This is a genomic window from Rhodomicrobium sp., from assembly GCF_047605405.1.
Lineage (GTDB): Bacteria > Pseudomonadota > Alphaproteobacteria > Rhizobiales > Rhodomicrobiaceae > Rhodomicrobium > Rhodomicrobium lacus.
Window position 1 is genome coordinate 1 of record NZ_JASGFR010000022.1, and the last position, 20,697, is coordinate 20,697.

Annotated in this window: 22 protein-coding genes and 1 tRNA gene; 9 read left to right on the forward strand and 14 right to left on the reverse strand. The window is 60.2% G+C overall.

Features of this window, described 5'->3' with window-relative positions:
- Positions 1-233: 233 nt before the first annotated feature.
- Complete coding sequence (locus QM659_RS10260) at positions 234-1,334, reverse strand: LysR substrate-binding domain-containing protein (protein ID WP_415188350.1); 1,101 nt, start codon at positions 1,332-1,334, stop codon at positions 234-236.
- Between QM659_RS10260 and QM659_RS10265 the strand changes: the two genes are divergently transcribed.
- The 4 genes from QM659_RS10265 to ybaK all read left to right on the forward strand — a co-directional run bounded on the left by QM659_RS10265 (position 1,263) and on the right by ybaK (position 4,305).
- Positions 1,263-2,444, forward strand: a complete 1,182-nt coding sequence (locus tag QM659_RS10265) for an MFS transporter (protein ID WP_415188351.1) — start codon at positions 1,263-1,265, stop codon at positions 2,442-2,444. The genes QM659_RS10260 and QM659_RS10265 overlap by 72 nt on opposite strands.
- Before the next feature lie 73 nt (positions 2,445-2,517).
- On the forward strand, positions 2,518-3,279 hold the full coding sequence (locus QM659_RS10270; RefSeq protein ID WP_415188352.1) for a glucose 1-dehydrogenase: 762 nt from the start codon (positions 2,518-2,520) through the stop codon (positions 3,277-3,279).
- A gap of 171 nt (positions 3,280-3,450) precedes the next feature.
- Positions 3,451-3,744 carry a YciI family protein gene (locus QM659_RS10275; RefSeq protein ID WP_415188353.1) on the forward strand — a complete coding sequence of 98 codons (294 nt, stop codon included), beginning with the start codon at positions 3,451-3,453 and terminating at the stop codon, positions 3,742-3,744.
- A gap of 87 nt (positions 3,745-3,831) precedes the next feature.
- Positions 3,832-4,305 (forward strand): Cys-tRNA(Pro) deacylase, encoded by a 474-nt coding sequence (ybaK, locus tag QM659_RS10280; protein WP_415188354.1) that lies wholly within the window; start codon positions 3,832-3,834, stop codon positions 4,303-4,305.
- A 319-nt stretch (positions 4,306-4,624) separates the two neighbouring features.
- On the opposite strand, the gene hemA is transcribed toward ybaK, so the two are convergent.
- From hemA to egtB, 11 genes are all read right to left on the reverse strand, one after another.
- Positions 4,625-5,908, reverse strand: a complete 1,284-nt coding sequence (hemA, locus tag QM659_RS10285; RefSeq protein ID WP_127079760.1) for a 5-aminolevulinate synthase — start codon at positions 5,906-5,908, stop codon at positions 4,625-4,627.
- A 227-nt stretch (positions 5,909-6,135) separates the two neighbouring features.
- The gene (gene carA, locus QM659_RS10290) at positions 6,136-7,359 is read right to left on the reverse strand and encodes a glutamine-hydrolyzing carbamoyl-phosphate synthase small subunit (RefSeq protein ID WP_415188355.1); all 1,224 of its coding nucleotides are present in this window, start codon (positions 7,357-7,359) and stop codon (positions 6,136-6,138) included.
- A 92-nt stretch (positions 7,360-7,451) separates the two neighbouring features.
- On the reverse strand, positions 7,452-8,396 hold the full coding sequence (locus QM659_RS10295) for a 3-hydroxybutyryl-CoA dehydrogenase (protein ID WP_127077987.1): 945 nt from the start codon (positions 8,394-8,396) through the stop codon (positions 7,452-7,454).
- Between the two features lie 19 nt (positions 8,397-8,415).
- Complete coding sequence (locus QM659_RS10300; RefSeq protein ID WP_415188356.1) at positions 8,416-9,354, reverse strand: electron transfer flavoprotein subunit alpha/FixB family protein; 939 nt, start codon at positions 9,352-9,354, stop codon at positions 8,416-8,418.
- The gene (locus QM659_RS10305) at positions 9,354-10,106 is read right to left on the reverse strand and encodes an electron transfer flavoprotein subunit beta/FixA family protein (protein WP_127077991.1); all 753 of its coding nucleotides are present in this window, start codon (positions 10,104-10,106) and stop codon (positions 9,354-9,356) included. The genes QM659_RS10300 and QM659_RS10305 overlap by 1 nt, the downstream gene beginning before the upstream one ends.
- 184 nt (positions 10,107-10,290) lie before the next feature.
- The gene (locus QM659_RS10310) at positions 10,291-10,989 is read right to left on the reverse strand and encodes a rhomboid family intramembrane serine protease (RefSeq protein WP_415188357.1); all 699 of its coding nucleotides are present in this window, start codon (positions 10,987-10,989) and stop codon (positions 10,291-10,293) included.
- A gap of 34 nt (positions 10,990-11,023) precedes the next feature.
- Positions 11,024-11,581 (reverse strand): cob(I)yrinic acid a,c-diamide adenosyltransferase, encoded by a 558-nt coding sequence (locus QM659_RS10315; RefSeq protein ID WP_415188358.1) that lies wholly within the window; start codon positions 11,579-11,581, stop codon positions 11,024-11,026.
- Between the two features lie 45 nt (positions 11,582-11,626).
- Positions 11,627-12,211, reverse strand: coding sequence for an acyloxyacyl hydrolase (locus QM659_RS10320; RefSeq protein ID WP_415188359.1), 585 nt, complete (start codon positions 12,209-12,211; stop codon positions 11,627-11,629).
- A 206-nt stretch (positions 12,212-12,417) separates the two neighbouring features.
- Entirely contained in the window at positions 12,418-13,218 is an 801-nt protein-coding gene (locus tag QM659_RS10325; RefSeq protein ID WP_415188360.1) for a hypothetical protein, read from the reverse strand.
- A gap of 123 nt (positions 13,219-13,341) precedes the next feature.
- Entirely contained in the window at positions 13,342-14,301 is a 960-nt protein-coding gene (gene egtD / locus QM659_RS10330) for an L-histidine N(alpha)-methyltransferase (protein WP_415188361.1), read from the reverse strand.
- Complete coding sequence (gene egtB, locus QM659_RS10335; RefSeq protein ID WP_415188362.1) at positions 14,298-15,569, reverse strand: ergothioneine biosynthesis protein EgtB; 1,272 nt, start codon at positions 15,567-15,569, stop codon at positions 14,298-14,300. The genes egtD and egtB overlap by 4 nt, the downstream gene beginning before the upstream one ends.
- A gap of 175 nt (positions 15,570-15,744) precedes the next feature.
- On the opposite strand from egtB, the gene QM659_RS10340 reads away from it, so the two are divergent.
- On the forward strand, positions 15,745-16,137 hold the full coding sequence (locus tag QM659_RS10340) for an MmcB family DNA repair protein (protein ID WP_164730094.1): 393 nt from the start codon (positions 15,745-15,747) through the stop codon (positions 16,135-16,137).
- A 419-nt stretch (positions 16,138-16,556) separates the two neighbouring features.
- Positions 16,557-16,859: a hypothetical protein gene (locus QM659_RS10345; RefSeq protein ID WP_415188363.1), complete on the forward strand. Its 303-nt coding sequence runs from the start codon at positions 16,557-16,559 to the stop codon at positions 16,857-16,859.
- Positions 16,860-17,035: 176 nt separating this feature from the next.
- Here the strand turns inward: QM659_RS10345 and hisF are convergent, their stop codons facing one another.
- Positions 17,036-17,836: an imidazole glycerol phosphate synthase subunit HisF gene (gene hisF, locus QM659_RS10350; protein WP_415188364.1), complete on the reverse strand. Its 801-nt coding sequence runs from the start codon at positions 17,834-17,836 to the stop codon at positions 17,036-17,038.
- A gap of 20 nt (positions 17,837-17,856) precedes the next feature.
- On the reverse strand, positions 17,857-18,324 hold the full coding sequence (locus QM659_RS10355; protein WP_415188365.1) for a hypothetical protein: 468 nt from the start codon (positions 18,322-18,324) through the stop codon (positions 17,857-17,859).
- Between the two features lie 168 nt (positions 18,325-18,492).
- Here QM659_RS10355 and QM659_RS10360 point away from each other — a divergent pair.
- The 3 genes from QM659_RS10360 (at position 18,493) to QM659_RS10370 (ending at position 20,676) form a co-directional block, all read left to right on the forward strand.
- A tRNA-Phe gene (locus tag QM659_RS10360) sits at positions 18,493-18,568 on the forward strand.
- Positions 18,569-18,652: 84 nt separating this feature from the next.
- Complete coding sequence (locus tag QM659_RS10365; RefSeq protein WP_415188366.1) at positions 18,653-19,201, forward strand: DUF6538 domain-containing protein; 549 nt, start codon at positions 18,653-18,655, stop codon at positions 19,199-19,201.
- A gap of 389 nt (positions 19,202-19,590) precedes the next feature.
- Positions 19,591-20,676, forward strand: a complete 1,086-nt coding sequence (locus QM659_RS10370) for a hypothetical protein (RefSeq protein WP_415188367.1) — start codon at positions 19,591-19,593, stop codon at positions 20,674-20,676.
- Positions 20,677-20,697: the final 21 nt, after the last annotated feature.

The window sequence follows — 20,697 nt, forward strand, 5'->3', positions numbered from 1 at the left end:
GAAAAATATTAGAGTGGGGGGGAATGATTCAGGGCTATCGGTACGCCGCCGATGGCACGCCATAACCTCACATAAGTACTGTAATCAAATAATAATTATGCTGTCACCTATCGCCGTCTATCGCGGGGGCCTGCCTCGGGGTAGACGGTTGTCGCATCGGCAAATTGCATATCCGTCGCGGCTTTAGAGAGCTTGTGACGGTTTTTTCGGCATTACTATCTTGAGACGGCCTTTTACGTGCCGCGTGCTTCTGCGACGAGCCAATCGACGAAACCGTGAACCAGATTTCGGGGATGAGCCTGACGGGGGATAACCGCGACATAGCCGGTCCTCCGAACCCGGATGTCCGGCAAAGGCGTCATGAGTCTTCCGCTGGCAATGTCGATATTTAGCATGGGAAGCGGGCCGATCCCGATGCCAAGCCCGTCTTCCACCGCCTGACGCGCGACGAAGAAGTGATCGAATGTCTGACGGGGCAGCCCGGCCAGATGCTGGAGTTCCGCGGCTTCAAGCCAATTCACCCAATCGCCGGGACGGGTTTCGCTGGCAAGCAGCTTGTGCCCCTCGATATCCGCGGGCTTGAGGATCGGGCGCTCAGCGAACAACGCAGGGCTCATGATCAACGTATCCACGTCATCCAGCACCGGAACGACATGATGCTGGGGCCAGACATCATCCCGCGCGACACCACGCCGGATCGAGAGATCCACGCCGCCGCGCAATTCTTCCTGAGCACAGGACACGGTCGTAACGACGACTTCGACGTGCGGGTGAACGGTGTGGTAGCGACCAAGCCGGGGGATGAGCCAGCGCATCGCCAGGCTGGTCGGAGCGCTCACCCGCAGGATGCGGCGCGCGTTCGGGCGCCCGCAGGCTTCCGCTGCGACTGCCAGACGGTCGAAGGAAAGGCCGACCTCAGCAGCGAAGATTTTCGCCGTTGGCGTTGCGACCATGCGCCGACCATCCCGCACGAACAGCTTCTGACCCAACCAGCCTTCCAACGCGGCGAGCTGTCGGCTCACCGCGCCATGGGTGAGGCCAAGTTCCACCCCTGCCTCGGCATAGCTGCCGGTCCGGGCGGCGACCTCGAATATGCGCAGGGCATTCAAAGGGGGAAGGCGGCGCATCCTGTATCCGTGAGAAAAATGAACGATATACGTGAGCAAATGCATGCTAGTCGACAAAATCTCACACGTATACTCTTTGATGAAAGATCGCCAGGCATGGCAAGACCGTCGGTCTTCCGAGCAGAGCAGTGAGAGATGAGCCATAGCAGTCGATGGACCAATCAAAGGCGCAGCCTTGTTGGCGCCAGTCTGACCCACGCCCTGCATGATGGTTACACGGACGCCCTCTATGCTTTCATGCCGGTATGGCAAGCTCAGTTCGGGCTTTCCTACGCAGCGCTTGCCGTTATACGTGCCCTCTATTATGCGACCATGGGCGGCCTTCAGCTCCCTGCCGATCGGCTTCTTCGCAGCTGGTCGCCGCGCGCCGCGCTGATACTTTCGACAGCTATCGCGGCAACCGGCCTGATGATCATGGCACTGCCATTGGGGCTGGCGGGGCTCTGCGTCGGCCTCGTCGTGGCCGGCATTGGATCAAGCATCCAGCACCCGCGCGCTTCCATGCTTGTCACCGACAGCTATGGAGGCGCTGCGCGACGTCCTCTCGGCATCTACAATTTCGCGGGCGATCTCGGAAAGGCCGTGCTGCCAGCGCTTGTCGCGGTGTTGCTGACGGTTATGGCCTGGCGACCTGTGCTTGGCCTGATGGCAATGCTCGGAATCGGTTTGATCTTCACTCTGGTTCGACTGGTGCCCACCGTTTCCGCCGCCACGGAAAACAAGAGACAGGCAACGATCCGCCGTCAACGCGGCGGCTTTCATATTCTGACGGTGATCGGCGGCTTCGATACCGCCACCCGCATGGGGTATCTGCTGTTTCTTCCCTTTCTCGTTCAGGGACAGGGGGGCGGCTTGCCAACCGTCGGTGTCGCACTTGCCCTGCTTTTTACAGGCGGGGCGTTCGGAAAAGCGGTTTTCGGCAGCCTTGGCGAACGGCTTGGCGTTGTCAGGACCGTGATGATGGCCGAGGCGACAACAGCCTCGCTGATCGTAGCGACGCTGTTCACGCCGCTGCCCATGACGCTCATCCTGCTGCCTCTGCTCGGAGTTGTGCTCAATGGCACATCGTCGGTGCTCTACGGCACCGTGCCGGAACTGTCGGACGGCGATACAGGTCGGGCTTTTGCGATCTTTTACACGAGCGTTATCGGCTCCGGCGGTCTCGCGCCGATCCTTTATGGAGCAATCGCCGATCACAGCAGTCGGACGGTCGGGCTTCTCGCCGCGGCGGCAACCGCCATTCTGATCATTCCGCTTGTGCTGGCGTTAGGCCCCCACCTGAGAAGCCCGACAGCCAAGGCCACAACGGTCGCATAACCGACCTGAAACCCAACAACCGGCCGGCCTGCTCCTGACCGGTCTCGTCCAACTCCCTGAGAAAGGCCAGGAAATGAATGCGGTTTCGCGGACGTCCCTGATGTTGATAACCGGAGGAAGCCGTGGCGTGGGTGCTGCAACAGCGCGGCTTGCCGCTGCCAAAGGCTATGATGTCGTCATCACTTTCGTTTCCAATGAGGCCGCTGCTCATGCGGTCACAGCCGATGTGGAAGCAGCGGGGCGCAGGGCTTTGGCCATTCGGGCAGACAGTTCCGATCCCGAGCAAATCAGCAAGCTATTTTCCACGATCGACCAGGAGTTTGGCCGGATCGACGTCCTGGTGAACAACGCCGGGGTGATTGCGCAGCAATCGCGGCTGGAGAACCTCAGCTTCGAGCGCATGCAGCGGATATTCGCGGTCAACGCGATCGGCCCGATGCTCTGCGCCCAGCAGGCGGCCAGGCGGATGTCCACCCGCCACAACGGGCGAGGCGGCGTCGTAATCAATATCTCGTCGGCATCGGCGCGGCTCGGTAGCCCAAACGAATATGTCGATTACGCCGCCTCAAAGGGCGCTCTTGAAACATTCACGACTGGCTTTTCCAAGGAAGTGGCCCGGGAGGGAATACGCGTCTGCTGCATTCGCCCCGGCCACATCTATACCGAGATGCACGCCAGCGGCGGAGAGCCGGGACGGGTGGATCGGGTCAAGGACACAATCCCCATGGGAAGAGGCGGGCAGCCGGAAGAAGTCGCTCGCGCGATACTGTGGTTGGCGAGCGACGAGGCCTCTTTCATCACCGGCACATTCCTGGACGTTACCGGCGGCAAATAGGCGACGTGTCGTGTTGGCGGAAGACACCACCCGCGTGAGGGATCAAAAACACCCTGTCGCGGACACCAAGCGCTTTGAATGTGGAGAGAACATCGCCATACCTCGATAGTATGCGTGTTTGAAATCGCAATGACCAGAACGACGCTCTGGCCATGAAGTAGGACATCTGCAATGACCACGATCTATGTAGCGATCCTGACCTATGTCCGGCCGGTCGAGGAAATCGACGCGCATATGCAGGCGCATGTCGCATGGTTACGAAAAGGCTATGAGGACGGCGCGTTTCTAGCGTCGGGGCGGCGCGTACCGCGCACCGGCGGCGTCATCCTCGCCAAGGGCGATAGTCTCGAAGAGGTTGAAGCGCGGTTGAACGAAGATCCGTTCCAGCGCCTCGGCCTCGCCACGGTGGAAATCGTACCGTTCCAGGCAAGCATGGCCGCAGAGGCGTTCAAAGCTATCCTTTGACGCGCAACGGCGAAGCCGCTACCGCCTGTTCCTTTCAAAAAAGGTTGAGCAAGTCGCTCGCCGGTGGCGGTTACGAGAGGGGCTGCGATGTCGAAATCCACGCGCGCGACGAAGATGCTTGAGAAGGCCGGGATCGCCTTCACGGTGCACACCTACGACTACGATCCCGACGCCGACCGGATCGGCATGCAGGCGGCGGAGGCTCTCGGCGAAGCGCCCGGGCGCGTGCTCAAGACGCTGATGGCGCTCGTCGACGCCAAGCCGGTTCTCGTTATCGTCCCGTCGGACCGCGAGGTGTCGATGAAGAAGCTTGCGGCGGCGTTCGGCGGGAAGTCTGCGCACATGATGAAGCCGGCGGATGCGGAACGAATTTCCGGCTACAAGATCGGCGGCATCAGTCCGTTCGGTCAGATGAAGAAGCTTCCCGCCGCCATCGAAGAACAGGCGATGACGCACGATCTTGTCTTCGTCAACGGCGGCCAGCGCGGATTGCAGGTGCGGCTTGCCCCGCGCGATGCAGCCAGAGCGCTGAACGCAATCGTCGCGGCGCTCGCGGCTTGAGCCCAGATGGAAGATGGACGTCGCCCCCTGTCACGGTGCGGCGGGCCCAGCCGCGGACGGCCGTCGCTCCGGATGCAACCAAAGGAGGTGATGATAAGTTAGGGTTTCGAATTTAGCCTAGACGGAACTGCAAGCCGCCAGCACGTGTTCAAGAAGGGGCACGCAGAGAGAGGAAGGCGTTCATGGCATTTCGGACAGGCACCGAAAAAGGGCTCCCACCATTGTTCTTCAAAGAAGCGGCGCTGCCCTGGATAAAAAGAGGCCGCCCCAAACTCTCGTCGGGACGGCGCTTTTCAAACTACTTTGAAGCGGCTGTGCCTCAGCCGCCAGCGGCGACGCCCAGTTCGAACTGGCCGGCGACCGCGATACGGCCACGCCAAAGCTGGCACCAGTCGTAACCGTTGCGAAGGCCCATCTCGTCCCAGAGGGTGCGGAGGGACTTCACCAGGTGCTCCATCTGGGCCTCGGTGTGCAGAGGTCCAGGTGTGAGCCGGATGCGCTCGGTGCCGCGCGACACGGTCGGGTAATTGATCGGCTGAACATAGATGCCGAAGCGGTCGAGGAGCTGGTCGGTGAGCTGCTTGCACTGCACCGGGTCGCCGACGAGCACGGGCACGATATGGCTCGGCGTATGCATGACGGGCAGATTTTCGAGCGCAAGACGCTCCTTGAGAAGCGCCGCATTGAGCTGATGCTTCTCGCGCTCCACGTTGCTCTGCTTGAGATGACGAACGCTGGCGATGGCGCCCGCGCAGATCACCGGGGCAAGCGATGTCGAGAAGATGAAGCCCGGTGCGTAGGAGCGGATCGCGTCGATGACCTTCGCCGTGGAAGCGATATAGCCGCCCATCAGGCCGAAGCCCTTGGCAAGCGTAGCTTCGATGATATCGATACGGTGCATCGCGTTGTCGCGCTCGCAAACGCCCGCGCCGTGGTCGCCGTACATGCCGACCGCATGGACTTCATCGATATAGGTGAAGGCGTTATACTTTTCGGCCAGATCGCAGATGTCGTTGATCGGAGCGATATCGCCGTCCATCGAATAGACGGATTCAAAGGCGATGATCTTCGGTGTGTCGTTGTCATATTCCTGAAGCAGTGTTTCGAGATGCTCCAGATCGTTATGACGCCAGACGCGCTTCGGGCCGCCACCGTGGCGAATGCCCTCGATCATCGAGTTGTGGTTCTTCTCGTCCGAAAAGATGACCGCACCCTTCAGGATCTTAACGAGGGTCGACAGCGTGGCGTCGTTCGACACGTAACCCGAGGTGAAGAGCAGCGCCGCTTCCTTGCCATGGAGGCTCGCCAGTTCGCGCTCAAGTTCAACGTGATAATGCGTTGTGCCGGAGATGTTGCGCGTGCCGCCCGAACCCGCGCCGACCGTGTCGATCGCTTCGTGCATCGCGGCGAGCACCGACGCATGCTGCCCCATACCGAGATAGTCGTTCGAGCACCAGACGGTGATCGGCTTCGTTCCTTCGGGAGTATGATGGACCGCACACGGGAAGTCCCCACGGCGTCTTAGAATGTCGGCAAAAACACGGTATCGGCCCTCGGCGGTCAAGGCTTCGAGAGCTTCGCCAAACTTCCCCTGATAGTCCATGTAGCGTTCCTCGTTGGCGGGAATCGGCGCTCGCACGGATGCGCGCCTTGGAGCGGAATGGCCAACTGTCGGGTTCGCTGGCAGGATTTCCGCCCTGCTGGGGCAGATAATTGCGCGAACGCAAGCAGAAGTCTACCACTTAGAAGGCTTACAAACTGACGCACGTCAATTTTTTATGACATTGTTGTCTGTCAACGCACCCTGACAGTGGAAGCGGCGCCAAATGATCAACCCTCGCGTGCGTTCACCGGGGGTTGCGAAGCTGCATGCGCTCGCATCAGATCGACAAAACGCTTGAACAGGTAGTGGCTATCCTGTGGCCCCGGCGACGCTTCGGGGTGGTATTGAACGGAAAAAACAGGGCGCCCGCGAAGGCGGATGCCGCAATTGCTTCCGTCGAACAATGAGACGTGCGTTTCCTCGACATCGGACGGCAGGCTCGTGCGGTCGACCGCGAAACCGTGGTTCATGGAGGTGATCTCAACCTTGCCGGTTGTGTAATCCATGACGGGATGGTTCGAGCCGTGATGGCCATGCGGCATCTTTATGGTGCGGGCGCCGAGCGCGAGACCGAGCAACTGATGGCCGAGGCAGATGCCAAAGACCGGAACCCCTGCACCGACCACCTCGCGGATGACCGGAATGGCATATTCGCCCGTCGCCGCCGGATCGCCGGGGCCGTTTGACAGGAAGACCCCATCGGGATTGCGGTCCAGAATTTCCTGCGCCGTCGCATAGGCGGGCAAAACAGTGACACGGCAACCGGCGGACGCGAGGCAGCGCAAGATGTTGCGCTTGATCCCGTAGTCGACCGCGACGACGTGAAATTGCGGGTTCTGTTGTTCCGCGAAGCCCTCGTCCCAGACCCAACGCTGTTCGGTCCACGGGTAGCTTTGCGTTGTGGTGACGGCACGTGCGAGTTCCGCACCTTCCATGGAGGGGCAGGCACGCGCTTTTGCTTTCAGAGCATCGAAATCGAACACACCATCGGGATGATGGGCGATGACCGCGTTCGGCATGCCGGACTCGCGGATCAGAATCGTGAGCGCGCGCGTGTCGACGCCCGAAATGCCGACGATGCCGCGCGCGCGAAGCCACTGGTCGAGGCTCTGACGCGCGCGATAATTCGATGGCGTGGTGATCCCGGCCTGAAGGACGCAGCCGCGCACGCCCGATGACGCAGCAAGGTTCGTCGTCTCGATGTCGTCCGGATTGGTGCCGACATTGCCGATATGCGGGAAGGTGAAGGTAATGATCTGGCCCGCGTAGGACGGGTCGGTGAGAATTTCCTGATAACCGGAAATGGCGGTATTGAAGCAGACCTCGCCTTCTGCCTCCCCCTCCGCTCCGACGCCATATCCTTGAATGACCGTTCCGTTGGCCAGGACGATGGCGGCTGTGTAGGGGCGTTCCGCCCATGCAGTGCTGCTGGCGGGGTCGATAAGAGACATGGCGTGTTCCTGCTTGTTCCGCGCGAGGTTTAAGGCGGCGCGCGCCGCCTTACAACCGCGAAATTGATCGTAAGTATGCTGGACGCGCGGCCTTATCGCGTCGGAACCGGGACTTCGCCCCGATAATCGTAAAATCCGCGCTGGGTTTTGCGCCCGAGCCACCCGGCTTCAACGTATTTTACGAGCAGCGGGCACGGCCGATATTTGGTGTCCGCCAAACCTTCGTACAACACTTGCATCACCGAAAGGCATGTGTCGAGGCCGATGAAATCGGCGAGCTGAAGCGGCCCCATCGGGTGGCGCGCGCCGAGGCGCATGGCAAGGTCGATGGCCTCGACGGAGCCGACCCCTTCGTAAAGCGTGTAGACCGCCTCGTTGACCATCGGCAGAAGGATGCGGTTCACGATGAAGGCCGGGAAATCCTCCGCGACGGTGACGGTCTTGTTGAGCGTTTCAACGAAATGCCGCGCGGTGTGGAACGTCGACTCGTCCGTGGCGATGCCGCGGATCATCTCCACGAGTTCCATCACCGGCACCGGGTTCATGAAGTGAAGCCCGATGAATTGTTCCGGCCTGTCGGTAACGGCGGCAAGGCGCGTGATGGAGATGGAAGAGGTGTTGCTGCCGATGAGCGTATGCGGCTTCAATTGCGGACAGAGCGCGATGAGGATCTTGCGCTTGACGTCCTCATCCTCGGTGGCCGCCTCGATCACGAGATCGGCCTCGTGGAACGCATCGACGGCGGGTGCGTAAACGATGCGCGAGAGCGCGCCATCGCGGCATTGTTCCGTGATCTTGCCGCGATGAACCTGACGGCTCAGATTGCCGTTGATGGTGGCGAGCGCGGCTTCGACGCGCTCCTTGCTGATGTCGTGCAGCAGCACGTTGTAACCAGCCAGAGCGACGACATGGGCGATACCGTTGCCCATCTGTCCCGCGCCGATAATACCTACCGTCTTGATGGCGACAGGCTCGCGCCCCTTCGCGTGGTTCACGAACGGATTTCCACGAGAGGCAGTCGTTGCAGTGTGGGACATCGTCAACTCTGGTTTGGCGTTATTTACGGCTGTCGAGTGCCGCTTCGATCTCGGGCAGGATCTGGAAGAGATCGCCTACAAGTCCGTAGTCCGCAACCTGAAAGATAGGCGCTTCCTCGTCCTTGTTGATGGCGACGATCACTTTGGAATCCTTCATGCCAGCCAGATGCTGGATCGCTCCCGAAATACCGACGGCGATATAAAGTTCCGGGGCGACGACCTTGCCGGTCTGCCCGACCTGAAAGTCGCCCGGGATGAAACCTGCGTCCACGGCCGCGCGGCTTGCGCCGACGGCGGCGCCCAGCTTGTCGGCGATCCGCTCGATAAGCTTGAAATTGTCGGCGGATCCAAGGCCGCGGCCACCTGAAACCACTACCTTTGCGGCAGTAAGGTCAGGGCGCGCGGACTGAGAGATGTCCTCGCTCACGAACTTCGAAAGCTCGCTCTGCGCTGGCGCCTCGATCTTCTCGATGGCGGCGGAACCGCCCTCGGGCGCGGCGGCGAACGCCGTCGTGCGGATCGTCAGCACCTTCTTCGGCGCGGTGACTTCGACGGTCTGGATCGCGTTGCCGGCATAGATCGGCCGCTCGAACTGCGTCGGCGACAAGATCGCGGTCGCCTCAGAAATCTGCGGCACGTCCAGCAGGGCGGCGACACGCGGCGCGAAGTTCTTGCCGGTGGTGGACGCCACAACGACGAGAGCATCGTAATTCGCCAGCAGCGGCACGATGAGCGCGGTCAGATCCTCCGCAAGATGCGCGGCGAGGTGAGGCGCGTCGGCGACGAGCACCTTTTCAACGCCTTCGAGCGCGGCGGCTTTCTGCGCAACGGCATCGACGCCGGCGCCCGCCACAAGCACATGGACGGGCGCGCCGAGCGCCTTCGCGGCGGTGAGCGCCTTTGCGGTCGCGCCGTTCAGCGCCTTGTTGTTGTGTTCAGCGACGAGAAGAACGGCCATTATTGCAACACTCCCGCTTCGGTGCGCAGCTTGTCCACGAGTTCGGCAGCAGTCTTGAGTTTGACGCCAGCCTTGCGCGTGGGCGGCTCAGCCGTCTTGAGCACTTTGAGTTTGGGCTCGATGTCGATGCCGAGAGATGCGGCGTCGATCTCTTCGAGCGGCTTTTTCTTAGCCTTCATGATGTTGGGCAGCGATGCGTAACGCGGCTGATTGATGCGAAGATCGACAGTGACAATGGCGGGAAGGCGCAGCGCGAGCGTCTGAAGACCACCGTCCACTTCACGGACGACTTCGACAGTTTCGCCCTGCGGGGTCACCTTGAATGCGAATGTGGCCTGCGGCCAGTTCAAAAGCGCGGCGAGCATCTGCCCGGTCTGGTTGGAATCGTCGTCGATGGCCTGCTTGCCGAGGATCACGAGGCCCGGCTTTTCCTTGTCGGCGGCGGATTTCAGAATTTTTGCGACGGCGAGCGGCTCGACGGGAAGGTCTGTCTTGTAAAGGATCGCGCGATCCGCGCCCATGGCAAGGGCGGTGCGAAGCGTTTCCTGAGCCTTGGCGGGACCGATAGACACGGCAATCACTTCTTCGGCGTGCCCTGCCTCCTTCAGACGGATCGCTTCCTCCACCGCGATTTCGTCGAAGGGATTCATCGACATCTTTGCGTTGATGGTGTCGACGCCGCTCCCATCGGGCTTCACGCGGATCTTGACATTGTAGTCAACCACCCGCTTGACGGGGACAATTATCTTCATATGGAACCATGCCCTGATTTTTCTTGTCCGCCAATTATGCTGCACCGCAGCGCGGGGTCAACTCCGGTTGCATCCTACTTACGTAGCTGAGGTTAGCCCAGGCAAAGGTATTTCGCACTTGCGAAAGTGTCAATGGACAGCACCTTAAACAATTATTAGCGCGCCGTTAAATGAAGTCGCAGGACTACACTCCCGTTGCCGAATCGAACAGAGGTACCCCGCGCCGCTTCAGGACGACGATCAGCAGCGCGCCGGCAAAGAACCCTCCGATATGGGCCCACCAGGCCGTTCCGTGATTGGTGAGATAAAGAGCGGAAACGATCTGATAGACGATCCAAACCCCGATGACGGCCCCAGCGGAGAAGCGAAGCGGCAGGAACGGGATGACGGGGTTCTGGAAAAGAACCCAGATCCTGATGTTCGGATGCAGCATCAGATAGGCGCCGATGACTCCGGCGATCGCACCGCTCGCGCCGATCAGCGGGATGTCCGGCGTCGTCGTGACGACACTGTGAATGATTCCCGCCGCGACCCCGCAAACGACGTAGAACGCGAAGAAGCGGACATGCCCCAGCGCGTCCTCGACGTTATCGCCGAAGACGTAGAGAAAGATCATGTTGCCGAGAAGGTGAAAGACGCTCCCGTGGAGGAACATGTAGGTCACAAGCCGGAACTGGTCGGGAATGTGGTCGATGAAGGCGCTCACCGTTTCCACGTCGCGCGGCTTGAGCGCGAGCGCATCGACGAAGCTCGCGGGAGACGAGAGCAAGAGGTGCGTTTCGAAGACGAAATAGATGAGGCAATTCAAGATAATCAGGCCGACGGTGACATACTGGAATTTAACCCTCTTAAGCTGGTTCATGTCCCAGAGCGGCACAAACATCGGCAGGTCCGATCGAAAATCAAATGAAGTGCAATCAGGAAGCGGAGTGTTGCTTCCATAGAAAGTCGTTTGCGCCTTTGCCGTTCACGAAACGGCTGGCCACGAAGAGATGATCCGAGAGCCGGTTCATATAGGCGAGGATGGCGTCGCTCACCGGTTCGCCCTGTACGTCCTTCAGTTCGACAATGCGGCGCTCCGCACGGCGGCAGATGCTCCGCGCCAGATGCAGCGCGGCCGCGCCTTCGGTTCCGCCCGGCAATATGAAAGCGTTGAGCGGTGGCAATTCGGCGGACAAGGCTTCGATTTCGCGTTCGAGGCGGGCGACCTGCTCCGCCTTCAGTCTTTGGGGAGCGGCGGCATCGGCAGCTTCCAGATCCGCGCCGATGGCGAAGAGATCGTTCTGGATGCGTTCGAGCATCTCCGCGACGGCGGTCTGATCAGCCGGCAGCTTGAAGCGCGCCACGCCGATTGCCGCGTTCGTCTCGTCGACAGTGCCATAGGCTTCGATGCGGATATGCGATTTCGAGAGGCGGACGCCGTTTGCAAGAGTGGTCTTCCCGCCATCGCCTGTTTTCGTCGAAATGCCCGTCATGCCATCACCTTTTGCCGCTGGAGCAAGGCTTCAGGGATAGCACACTTAGAACTTGTAGCCTAGACGCACACCAGCATTTGTAAGGCCGCGATTGGTGTCGCAAAGGCCAGCGTTCGACATGTGATCGATGGTGGCCATGATCTTCCAGTCGGCAGACAGCGCGATGCCAAGCGACGCCGATTCGCGGAAGTTCACGTCGCATCCGTAAGAGGCTTCGGTTTTGGAACTGAGCGGGCCGTCATGCGCCGCGCCGCCGAAGGACGTTTCGAAAAACACGCGGTCCGTCAGCTTCACGTCCCAGGTGGCACCCCAGTAAATCTGACTGGTCTTGTCGAAAGCATATGTGCCGCCGATGTGGAGGCGGGGCGTCAGGAAGATATTCAGGATACTGTTCTCGTAGGCGCCCGGGATCCGACCGCTCAGAACCTCAAGATTGATGGCGGGGCCGCCTTCGCCGGGCGCATCGTCGATCGCTTGCTTGAAGACGCCTGCGCGCACTTCATCGATCGCCCAGAACGGATGATTGGCTTCCGTGAAAGCTTCAAGGGCGGCTGCCGGTGCCGACAACCCCGCACATATCACAGCCGATGCTGCGAGCATGCGCCCGATGCTGAATGTGTGCCCGCCCATTTTCTTTCCCCGTGGTCCGTATTCTTTTTTTGAGGCCGACCGCCCTTCTTTGTCAAACCGGGCGAGAGCTTCAGAATCCGGTTTGCCGGGCGCTGTGAGAAAATTGACACGAGAGCAAGCAACGCGGGCACGAAACCTTTGACAAAGCGTTACATCTTGCAACCGGGAGCAAGCAGGGTGGCTTTAATACGTCATCAGGCGGATGTCTAACGGTCGAGGCGGCGATGCGTGAACACGCCGTCGCACGCGATTCCCAGCCGCTCCCGCTGTCTCCGCCACCACCAACTGTTGAGGGCACGCTCGATATCCTGATGGCCATTGACAAGGCGTGGGTCGGGATGGCTCTCGACGCGTGCGCAGATGACGTCCAGAAAGAAGCGACGTTCCACCAGCAAAGACTGATTGGTCCAGTTTCGGTAGCGCGAATCGGTGACGAAGTTTCCGCTCGGCAGCTTCAGCACCGCCTTCGGCTGCACTTTGTCAGGCTCGCGTTCGAGGAATGTCGAGGCGGAACGAAATTTGTCCGGGTTGCCGTATTCGGCCAGCATTCTAAGGCGTGTCCACAGGGAAGAACGCCGTGGACCAATGCCGGGCACGAATGGATCGACCGCGCCGAAAAAACTGAGATATTTTCGGTAAATCACACCCTCTCCCGGCTCTCGCAGGGAGCGCAGCGAAAACGTTCTGATATCGTTCCCCATCATATCCGCAACGCAGGCTTCGATACAGCCGCGAACATCCGCACCGGGGAGCGGGGTGATGTCGTTTTCGAGGATCAGCACATAAGGCTTCGTCGCACGCTCGGCGATTGCGCGGAAGCCGCCGTAGATGCCGCCGTTCTCGGCCGATCCCGCGAAATCGACGCCCGCTTCCGCCGCGATGGCGCGGTCGGTGTCGGACAGCTCGTTGAACCAGACGAAGAACTCGCCGGCAGCGTCGATCAGGCCGCTCTCGCGATGGCGGGCCAGCGCGGTTCTGATTGTCTCCGGCGCCCGAAAGCTGAGCACGCCAACGGAAACAAGAGAAGCCAGGGATTCGCGCGTTTCTTCTTGCGCTCCTCCATGAGGTACGCGGGAATCGTCAGTAAGAAGCATCGGATCAGCCGGTCAAGTTTGAGCCCGGCCTGATCTTTATGCGAGAAGGTTCACGGAAAAAAGGCGGTTCTCGTCGTAGAAAGCGCGCGACACCTCCCAGCCGCCGTCTTGCGCCAGCCGTCCGAAGCGTTCGGGGGTATATTTGTGCGAATTCTCCGTGTGGATCGTTTCACCAGCCGCGAAGAAGAAACTTCGCCCCGCAACGCTCGCGCTTTGCCGCGCCAGCGAGCGCAGATGCATCTCGATCCGGTGATAACGCTCGTTGTAAATCGCCGCGTGTTCGAAAGCGTCGAGGTCGAAGGTGCCTTCGAGATCGCGGTTGATGCGCGCGAGGAGGTTGAGGTTGAAGGCGGCCGTCACGCCATCGGCGTCGTTATAGGCAGGCAGCAGGATGTTCAGGGGTTTCTGAAGGTCGGCGCCGAGAAGAAAGGCCGCACCGGGACCGAGGAGGCGCCGCGCCGACAAAAGGAAGTCGACAGCCTCGTGTCGCGCGAAGTTTCCGATCGTGGAGCCGGGAAAGAAGCCGATGAGCGGCGAGTCGCCGAGCGGGAGCCGCATGCGCGCGAGATCGTGGAAGCCGCCGAGAACCGGGTAGACACCCACATCGGGAAAGCCTTGCTCGATGCGGCGCGCTGCGGGATAGAGCGCGGCGGCCGAAATGTCTATGGGAACATAGGCGCAGGGCCGGTCGAGCGCGGCAAGCAGCAGTTCGGTCTTGCGGCTGGATCCCGAGCCGAATTCCACCACGACCGCGCCGCTCGGCAGCGCGGCTCCAATCTCGGCCGCTCGCGCTGTCAGCAAACCGATTTCGGTGCGCGTTGGATAATATTCCGGCACCCGGGTGATGCGCTCGAAAAGATCGGAGCCGCGCGCGTCGTAAAGGAAGCGGCTCGGTATCGATTTCGTCGGAAGCGAAAGCCCGTGAAGCACGGCGTCGAGAAAATCGTCGTCGGGCGCCTGGTGGGGTTCGTGCGCGTGAAACGGTTCCAGCATCATGCGTCGCTCGCAAGCCTGAGGCCGGTCATCTGCCAGCGCTGGTGCGGATAAAAGAAGTTGCGGTAGCTCGGCCGGATGTGGCCGTCCGGCGTCAAGGCGGAGCCGCCGCGCAACACCATCTGATTACACATGAACTTGCCGTTGTATTCGCCGAGAGGCCCTTCGAGCGACTTGAAGCCGGGATAGGGAAGGTACGCGCTTGCTGTCCATTCCCACACGCCCCCGAACATGGGCGACACACCGTCTTCGGCTGGCGACGGCAGCAGCCGCCCGAAGTCGAACGGCGCGGGTTCCGGTTCGCCGAACGCGGCGACTTCCCATTCGAATTCGGTCGGCAGCCTGGCGCCTGCCCAGCGTGCGAATGCGTCCGCCTCGTAATAGCTGACGTGAATGACAGGGCGGGCGGCTTCCACAGGACGAAGTCCGTAGAGGGTCATCTGGTGCCAGAGATCGCCGATGCGCTCCCAGTAAAGCGGCGCCCGCCACCCCTCGCTTTCCACCGCCGCCCAACCGTCGGCGAGCCAGAGCGACGGCGTCTGATAGCCGCCTGCTTCCATGAAAGCGAGCCATTCGCCGTTCGTCACCGCACGGCTGAAGATGCGGAAATCGCGCAGCAGAACCTCGTGCGCCGGACTTTCATTGTCGTAGGCGAAGCCGCCGCCGCGATGGCCGGCCTCATGAATGCCGCCCTTCACGGCCCGCCACTCACCCGTGCCGCCTTCGAGCGCCGCCGGTTGTGGGGCTTCGGCGCGGCAGGCGGGCCGAAGCGGATTTGCGGCGAACAAGGCGAGGATATCCGTCAGCATCAATTCCTGATGTTGCTGCTCGTGATTGATGCCGATCTCGACAAGCGAGAGCGCGCCCTCGGCCATCGGCGCATCGAAGAGACGTCGCAGATGTTCGTCCACATGGGCGCGATAGGCGATCACCTCGTCAGCTCGGGGCCGTGTCAGCACCCCGCGCTTCGGGCGGGGGTGCCGCTCTCCGAGACTGTTGTAGTATGAGTTGAAGCAATAGGCGAAGCGATCGTCAAAGATGCGGTATCCAGGAAGAAACGGCTTCAGCAGCAGTTCCTCGAAGAACCACGTCGTATGCGCGAGATGCCATTTCGTCGGGCTGGCGTCCTCCATCGCCTGAACCGTCTGATCTTCGGCGGAAAGCGGGCGGGCGATTTCCAGCGAAAGTCTGCGGGTTGCAAACAGCCTTTCGGAGAGCTTAAGCTGCTGACGGTCGCTGGCGGTGATCGGAGGAGGATAATCGAGGGGCATTGCCGTGCGCCTTCCTTGGTTTCCTTGGAGGGTCGTTCTCCGTCGACCGGAGACCTGAGCAACAATTCATCTCCGAAGTGGGTCCATCGTGGCATCAGATCGCGGCGCGGCCGCCACCCCAATCCTCGTTTCGCCCTCCCGCGCCAGGCCGGCGCCCAGACCGTTGCGCGGCGCGATGCGACTGCTCGAAACGCTCGGACACGGCGCGCTTACCGAATTCCCTCTGAAAAGCGGACGACGCGCCGACATTCTTTCCATCGGCACGAAGGGTGAAATCTGGATCGTCGAGGTGAAGTCTGGCGTCCCTGATTTCCGCTCGGATCACAAATGGCGCGATTATCGCGAATGGTGCGACCGGTTCTTCTTCGCCGTCGGCCCAGCCTTTCCGCAGGAGATCCTGCCACCGGAAGCGGGCCTCCTCGTCTCGGATGAGTATGAAGCCGTGATGGTGCGGGAGCCGGAAGCCTCGCCGATTGCGGCGAGCCGCCGCAAATCACTCACGCTTCATTTTGCGCTGCTGGCGGCCCGCCGTTTGTCAGGCCGTGACGATCCGATCTTTCCCGTCTGAAACCTGCCGAGGCGCAGGACGGCGCTGTTCCGCCGATAGGCACGGAACCGCGGGCTCATCGCGCGTTTTCCCGCTTTCGACAAAGACAAACCGGTCAGCCCTGTTTCACTGGCTGACGATGTGGAACCTCTCGGAATCACGCCCGCTGACTGAGGCCGAAGACGCGACAGGCTGTTTTTGCCGAGAAGCGCAGCCTCCGATCGGGTGGCTCGCGCTTATCCAGATCAGGTGCTTCGTTCAACCCGGCGTCTTCCGACATCGATGTGTGCTGTTTCTGCCACTCATTTTGCGGATCGCTTGTAAAATTTGCTTACTTTGGAACAAATGTTTTAACGCGATGTTTACCCGCACTCAAAGGCCCAGAGGGCCGTTGGATTATCTGACATTCACATCGATTGGTTTGAGTTAGGGGAATTTTTATGAGCGCAGCCGCGACGAGGAAAGAAATGCTCCGGGGACTTGCGTTTTCGGTGGCGACCGAAGCAGGCGATGGCCGTAATGAGCCGAGACACTTCAAGACCAGGGTTTCCATCGAAAAAAACCTTGAAAACATGTGGCTCAAGTCGGAGCAACTCGGCTGGAATTATCAGGAATTCGTGTCTCAGGTTCTCGAAATAATGGTCGTTCTTCATCACAGAGACAGGCTGATCAAACGCGAGGCTACGCCTGAAATTACGGGTCTGCGACCCATGATCGCCGCTCCCGAAAAGGCACTGGCCTAGCTTTATCGTCGCGTCGTCTTGAATGCGAGGGCGTCTATGGCGTTGACGCGCGCTCGATAAAGCCGCCCCAGATGGACCCACCACGCCGCACCGCTCACCGTGGTGCGGCGGGTGATTTAGGCTGCTGCACGGCGATCATAGAGCGGCAATTCCAGGACGAAGCTGAAACGCGCGTTTCAGCAAGAAAGCGCAGAAACGGCGTCAAGCCGCACAGGCAGCCCAGCCGCCGCCATGTAACGCTTGGCTTCGCCGATGGTGTAATCGCCGAAATGGAAGATCGAGGCCGCGAGCACCGCCGTCGCGCCGCCATCGCGGATGCCCTCCACGAGATGATCGAGATTGCCTACGCCGCCGGATGCGATCACCGGCACCTGCACCGCGTCAGAAATCGCGCGCGTCAGCCCCAGATCGAACCCGCTGCGCGTGCCGTCGCGATCCATCGAAGTCAGCAGGATTTCGCCTGCGCCAAGAGCGACGACCTCCTTCGCATACTCAATCGCGTCGATGCCGGTGCGGTTGCGTCCGCCATGCGTGAAGATTTCCCAATGAGCGCCGCGCCCGTCGCCCTCATCATCGACGCGCTTGGCGTCGATGGCGACGACGATGCACTGATTACCGAACTTCTCCGCCGCCTCGCCCACGAAAGCGCGGTTCGTGACCGCCGCCGTGTTGATGGATACCTTGTCCGCGCCAGCCCGGAGCAACGTGCGGACGTCGTCGAGCGTGCGCACCCCGCCGCCCACCGTCAACGGCATGAAGCAGCGTTCCGCCGTCCGCGCGACCACGTCGAGAATGGTGCCGCGCTTCTCGTGGCTTGCCGTGATATCGAGGAAGCAAAGCTCGTCGGCGCCCGCTTCGTCATAAGCGGCGGCAGCCTCGACGGGATCGCCCGCGTCGCGCAGGTCGACGAAATTGATACCCTTGACGACGCGGCCATCCTTCACGTCGAGGCAGGGAATGATGCGATTTTTCAGCATGGGATCATTCTTTTGAAGAGTCAGGCGCGACCGCGCGACCGGGAAGCGGCCGTCCACGGCCCGCCATTGTCGCGCAGAACCAGAAGCAGAAAAACGAGCAAGCCGCCATCGAAAAGGAATGGCGCCGCGCCAAGATGCGCCATGTTCCATACGAGCGTCGCGCCCGCCACCGAAGCGGCCGCCGCGAGCACGTAGCCCGCAGCCAGCGCGGGCGAGACCGTCTCGCCGAATCTCCACCAGAGGATCGTGCAGGCCGCGATCAGAATGACAGTCTTGAACAGCGCGAGGGCGCCTATAAGAAGCGCGAACTCCGCCGAGCGGTCGACCGCGCCGCTTGCGCCGGAAGAAGCGAATGTCGCGGCCGCGACAGCGAGCGCGCATCCGGCGGCAAGGGCAAGCCGCTCGCGCGTCGGCGCAAAAAAACCGCTGCGCGGCGTTTCATTTTCCGCTTTGGCGTCAGGCGGTTGGGGGTCGGGGCGTTGAAGCATGGCGATAACCTCCGGTGCACTTTAACATAGGCGGTCGGCGTCAGCGACAACGAGCGTGGGGTGGATGGCCTGGAGCGGGCGAAAAGTTCGCTTTTTGCGCGTCGCACCCCCTCGACATCGCAGCACAAACCCCGTATAAGGCCGTCTCCAAAGCGCGAAAGCGCATATGCCCAGGTAGCTCAGTTGGTAGAGCAGCGGACTGAAAATCCGCGTGTCGCTGGTTCGATTCCGGCCCTGGGCACCATCGTCTCTTTCTGCCATTGTTTTTCCAAAGAGATTTGATGTTGTTGGGCTTTCCGGCTTCCCACTGCTACACAGGGAAGCCCACATGGTCCTCGCAATGGCTCGACCGACATCACGTCCCGGCTCCACTGTTCAGCAATTCCGCAAGCGGGTTCCTGCCGACATTCAGCGGCTGGCGAAGAGGCAATCCGTGGTCTTCAAGCTCCCTGATCCCGGCAAGGATGATCTCCTGGTCTCGGCCACGCTTGGGTCCGAGGTGACATTCTCATTGCGAACCCGCGAGCCTGCGTTGGCGAAACTCCGTCATGCCGCCGCGTCCGTCCAGCTTGAGCAGCACTTTCAGGCCCTCCGCAATGGTCCCCGATGGCTAAGCCATAAGGAGCGGGTGGCACTTGGAGGGCTCGCTTACGACGAGTTCGTGAAGAGCTTCGAGGACTTCCCCGGCGAACCAGAAATATGGGAACTGGCCAGGGAGGCTCATGAGAGCGCCTTGTCGTCTTCAGAGCGCTCGGAAGCTTGGTTCGGCCCCTACGTGGACCAACTCGCCCTGGCAAAGGGCCTCGTCCTGGACCCCGAAAGCCGCCGGGGTGCGATCCAGGAGGCTGGAAGAGCACTCTCGGATATAACTGCCTAGCTTCGGGGGAGACAGGCAGTGGCGGTCACAAGCAACTTCGCGTTCATCGCCGCATATGACGAACAAGCTTGCACAGATAGGTGCGCTTGCAGAAGCCTATTTCCGGACATATCCGGTCGCGACGCTGACGAAGCTACGTGCCGACGAGCAAGCTAACGCGGTGCCCGCGCTCCTTTTCCGCGGCGAAAGGGGAGTATCAAGGTGCCTGCGCCATTAAAAGTTGAAAACTACAGATCTAGCGATCGAGAATTGCAACCCGGTTGATGGCGCCCTCCTGTGTTTATTGTGGAAGACGGCGCGGCAATATGCTCGCCGCTTCGCAAGAACTTTACAGGGCAGGCCGAACCGATTAGGTGTTGAGTGATATTTGCTTACTTAAGGTGCTCGCTGTGTTTTCGAAGCTTATTATGCCGGTCTTGGCGTTTGTGTTCTCATTTTGCTCAGCTAACGCCGCAGGACCGCTTGGCACAATCCGCGTCGGACAATGGTCGGGAGGAGCTTATACGAACGAGGCGGATGGGACTTTTTCTCATTGTGCTGCAGCAGTCCCCTATCAAAGCGGCATCGCGCTGTTAGTCGGGCTTGGAAAAAGCCGCGATTGGACACTTGCCTTCATTCATCCAGAATGGAAGCTCACTGTAGGTGAGAGCTTTCCGATCAGCCTTACCTTCGATGGACAAGAGCAATTTAACGTCTTCGGAGTCGTTCAGTCGCCAATCTTCGTCATTGTCCCGATGCCGCAGAATTCGTCGCTATTAAGCTTGTTCCGCAAATCGCACGGGATGGTTGCATTTGCAAAGGGTAATTCATTTAAGTTTGCACTAACATCGACATCACAACTCATGGCCGTACTATCAAACTGCGTGGACCGAATGAACCGAGGCGGCTTGAAAGCCGCAGGAGACTTTTCTGTTAACACATCACCATCGCCCGTTCAGCCTCCAGAACCTGCCTCAGTCACAATAGCGAGTAGTCTCAAGCCTAATGCTCCGGATGACTATAAGGTTGAGGCAATGGAGATTGCCACAAATTTCATTTTAAAAAGTACGCTGCAAAACCCTAGAATACTAACCCGCTCAGAGCTTCCCGCAGCTTTGGTTGCTAATGGGGCTTCCTGGAAATCAGAAGAAGCGTTTGGCTCAGTCAAGATTGTTCACGAAGAGGGAGCAAAAGGAGTTGATATAGCTAGCGCGATCGCAGCGGCGGACTCGAAAGAGTGTAAGGGTAAATTCATGACAGGTCGAGCCGCCGAGTTGGTCGATAGCGATGTAGTATTTCGAGGGTTTGCAATCTGCGAAGATACTGATGGCGGCAGATCTGCGCAATATTTTGTTGTTCCAAGAAAGAAGGGCGGGTTCATCGTCTTATCTGTGGTAGCCGATATGAAAACAGAGGCATCCCGGGGTATTATGAAAGACGAAAAGATTTCGGGACTGAGTAAAGCTGCGCTGATAGCGACGGGATTTAATCAATAATATCGGTGCGGTATACCTCCC

Coding starts and splice junctions, on each gene's coding strand:
- QM659_RS10265 (WP_415188351.1), top strand. CDS start 1,263: ATGAGCCATAGCAGTCGATGGACCAATCAAAGGCGCAGCCTTGTTGGC.
- QM659_RS10260 (WP_415188350.1), bottom strand. CDS start 1,334: ATGCAGGGCGTGGGTCAGACTGGCGCCAACAAGGCTGCGCCTTTGATT.
- QM659_RS10270 (WP_415188352.1), top strand. CDS start 2,518: ATGAATGCGGTTTCGCGGACGTCCCTGATGTTGATAACCGGAGGAAGC.
- QM659_RS10275 (WP_415188353.1), top strand. CDS start 3,451: ATGACCACGATCTATGTAGCGATCCTGACCTATGTCCGGCCGGTCGAG.
- ybaK (WP_415188354.1), top strand. CDS start 3,832: ATGTCGAAATCCACGCGCGCGACGAAGATGCTTGAGAAGGCCGGGATC.
- hemA (WP_127079760.1), bottom strand. CDS start 5,908: ATGGACTATCAGGGGAAGTTTGGCGAAGCTCTCGAAGCCTTGACCGCC.
- carA (WP_415188355.1), bottom strand. CDS start 7,359: ATGTCTCTTATCGACCCCGCCAGCAGCACTGCATGGGCGGAACGCCCC.
- QM659_RS10295 (WP_127077987.1), bottom strand. CDS start 8,396: ATGTCCCACACTGCAACGACTGCCTCTCGTGGAAATCCGTTCGTGAAC.
- QM659_RS10300 (WP_415188356.1), bottom strand. CDS start 9,354: ATGGCCGTTCTTCTCGTCGCTGAACACAACAACAAGGCGCTGAACGGC.
- QM659_RS10305 (WP_127077991.1), bottom strand. CDS start 10,106: ATGAAGATAATTGTCCCCGTCAAGCGGGTGGTTGACTACAATGTCAAG.
- QM659_RS10310 (WP_415188357.1), bottom strand. CDS start 10,989: ATGTTTGTGCCGCTCTGGGACATGAACCAGCTTAAGAGGGTTAAATTC.
- QM659_RS10315 (WP_415188358.1), bottom strand. CDS start 11,581: ATGACGGGCATTTCGACGAAAACAGGCGATGGCGGGAAGACCACTCTT.
- QM659_RS10320 (WP_415188359.1), bottom strand. CDS start 12,211: ATGGGCGGGCACACATTCAGCATCGGGCGCATGCTCGCAGCATCGGCT.
- egtD (WP_415188361.1), bottom strand. CDS start 14,301: ATGATGCTGGAACCGTTTCACGCGCACGAACCCCACCAGGCGCCCGAC.
- egtB (WP_415188362.1), bottom strand. CDS start 15,569: ATGCCCCTCGATTATCCTCCTCCGATCACCGCCAGCGACCGTCAGCAG.
- QM659_RS10340 (WP_164730094.1), top strand. CDS start 15,745: ATGCGACTGCTCGAAACGCTCGGACACGGCGCGCTTACCGAATTCCCT.
- QM659_RS10345 (WP_415188363.1), top strand. CDS start 16,557: ATGAGCGCAGCCGCGACGAGGAAAGAAATGCTCCGGGGACTTGCGTTT.
- hisF (WP_415188364.1), bottom strand. CDS start 17,836: ATGCTGAAAAATCGCATCATTCCCTGCCTCGACGTGAAGGATGGCCGC.
- QM659_RS10355 (WP_415188365.1), bottom strand. CDS start 18,324: ATGCTTCAACGCCCCGACCCCCAACCGCCTGACGCCAAAGCGGAAAAT.
- QM659_RS10365 (WP_415188366.1), top strand. CDS start 18,653: ATGGTCCTCGCAATGGCTCGACCGACATCACGTCCCGGCTCCACTGTT.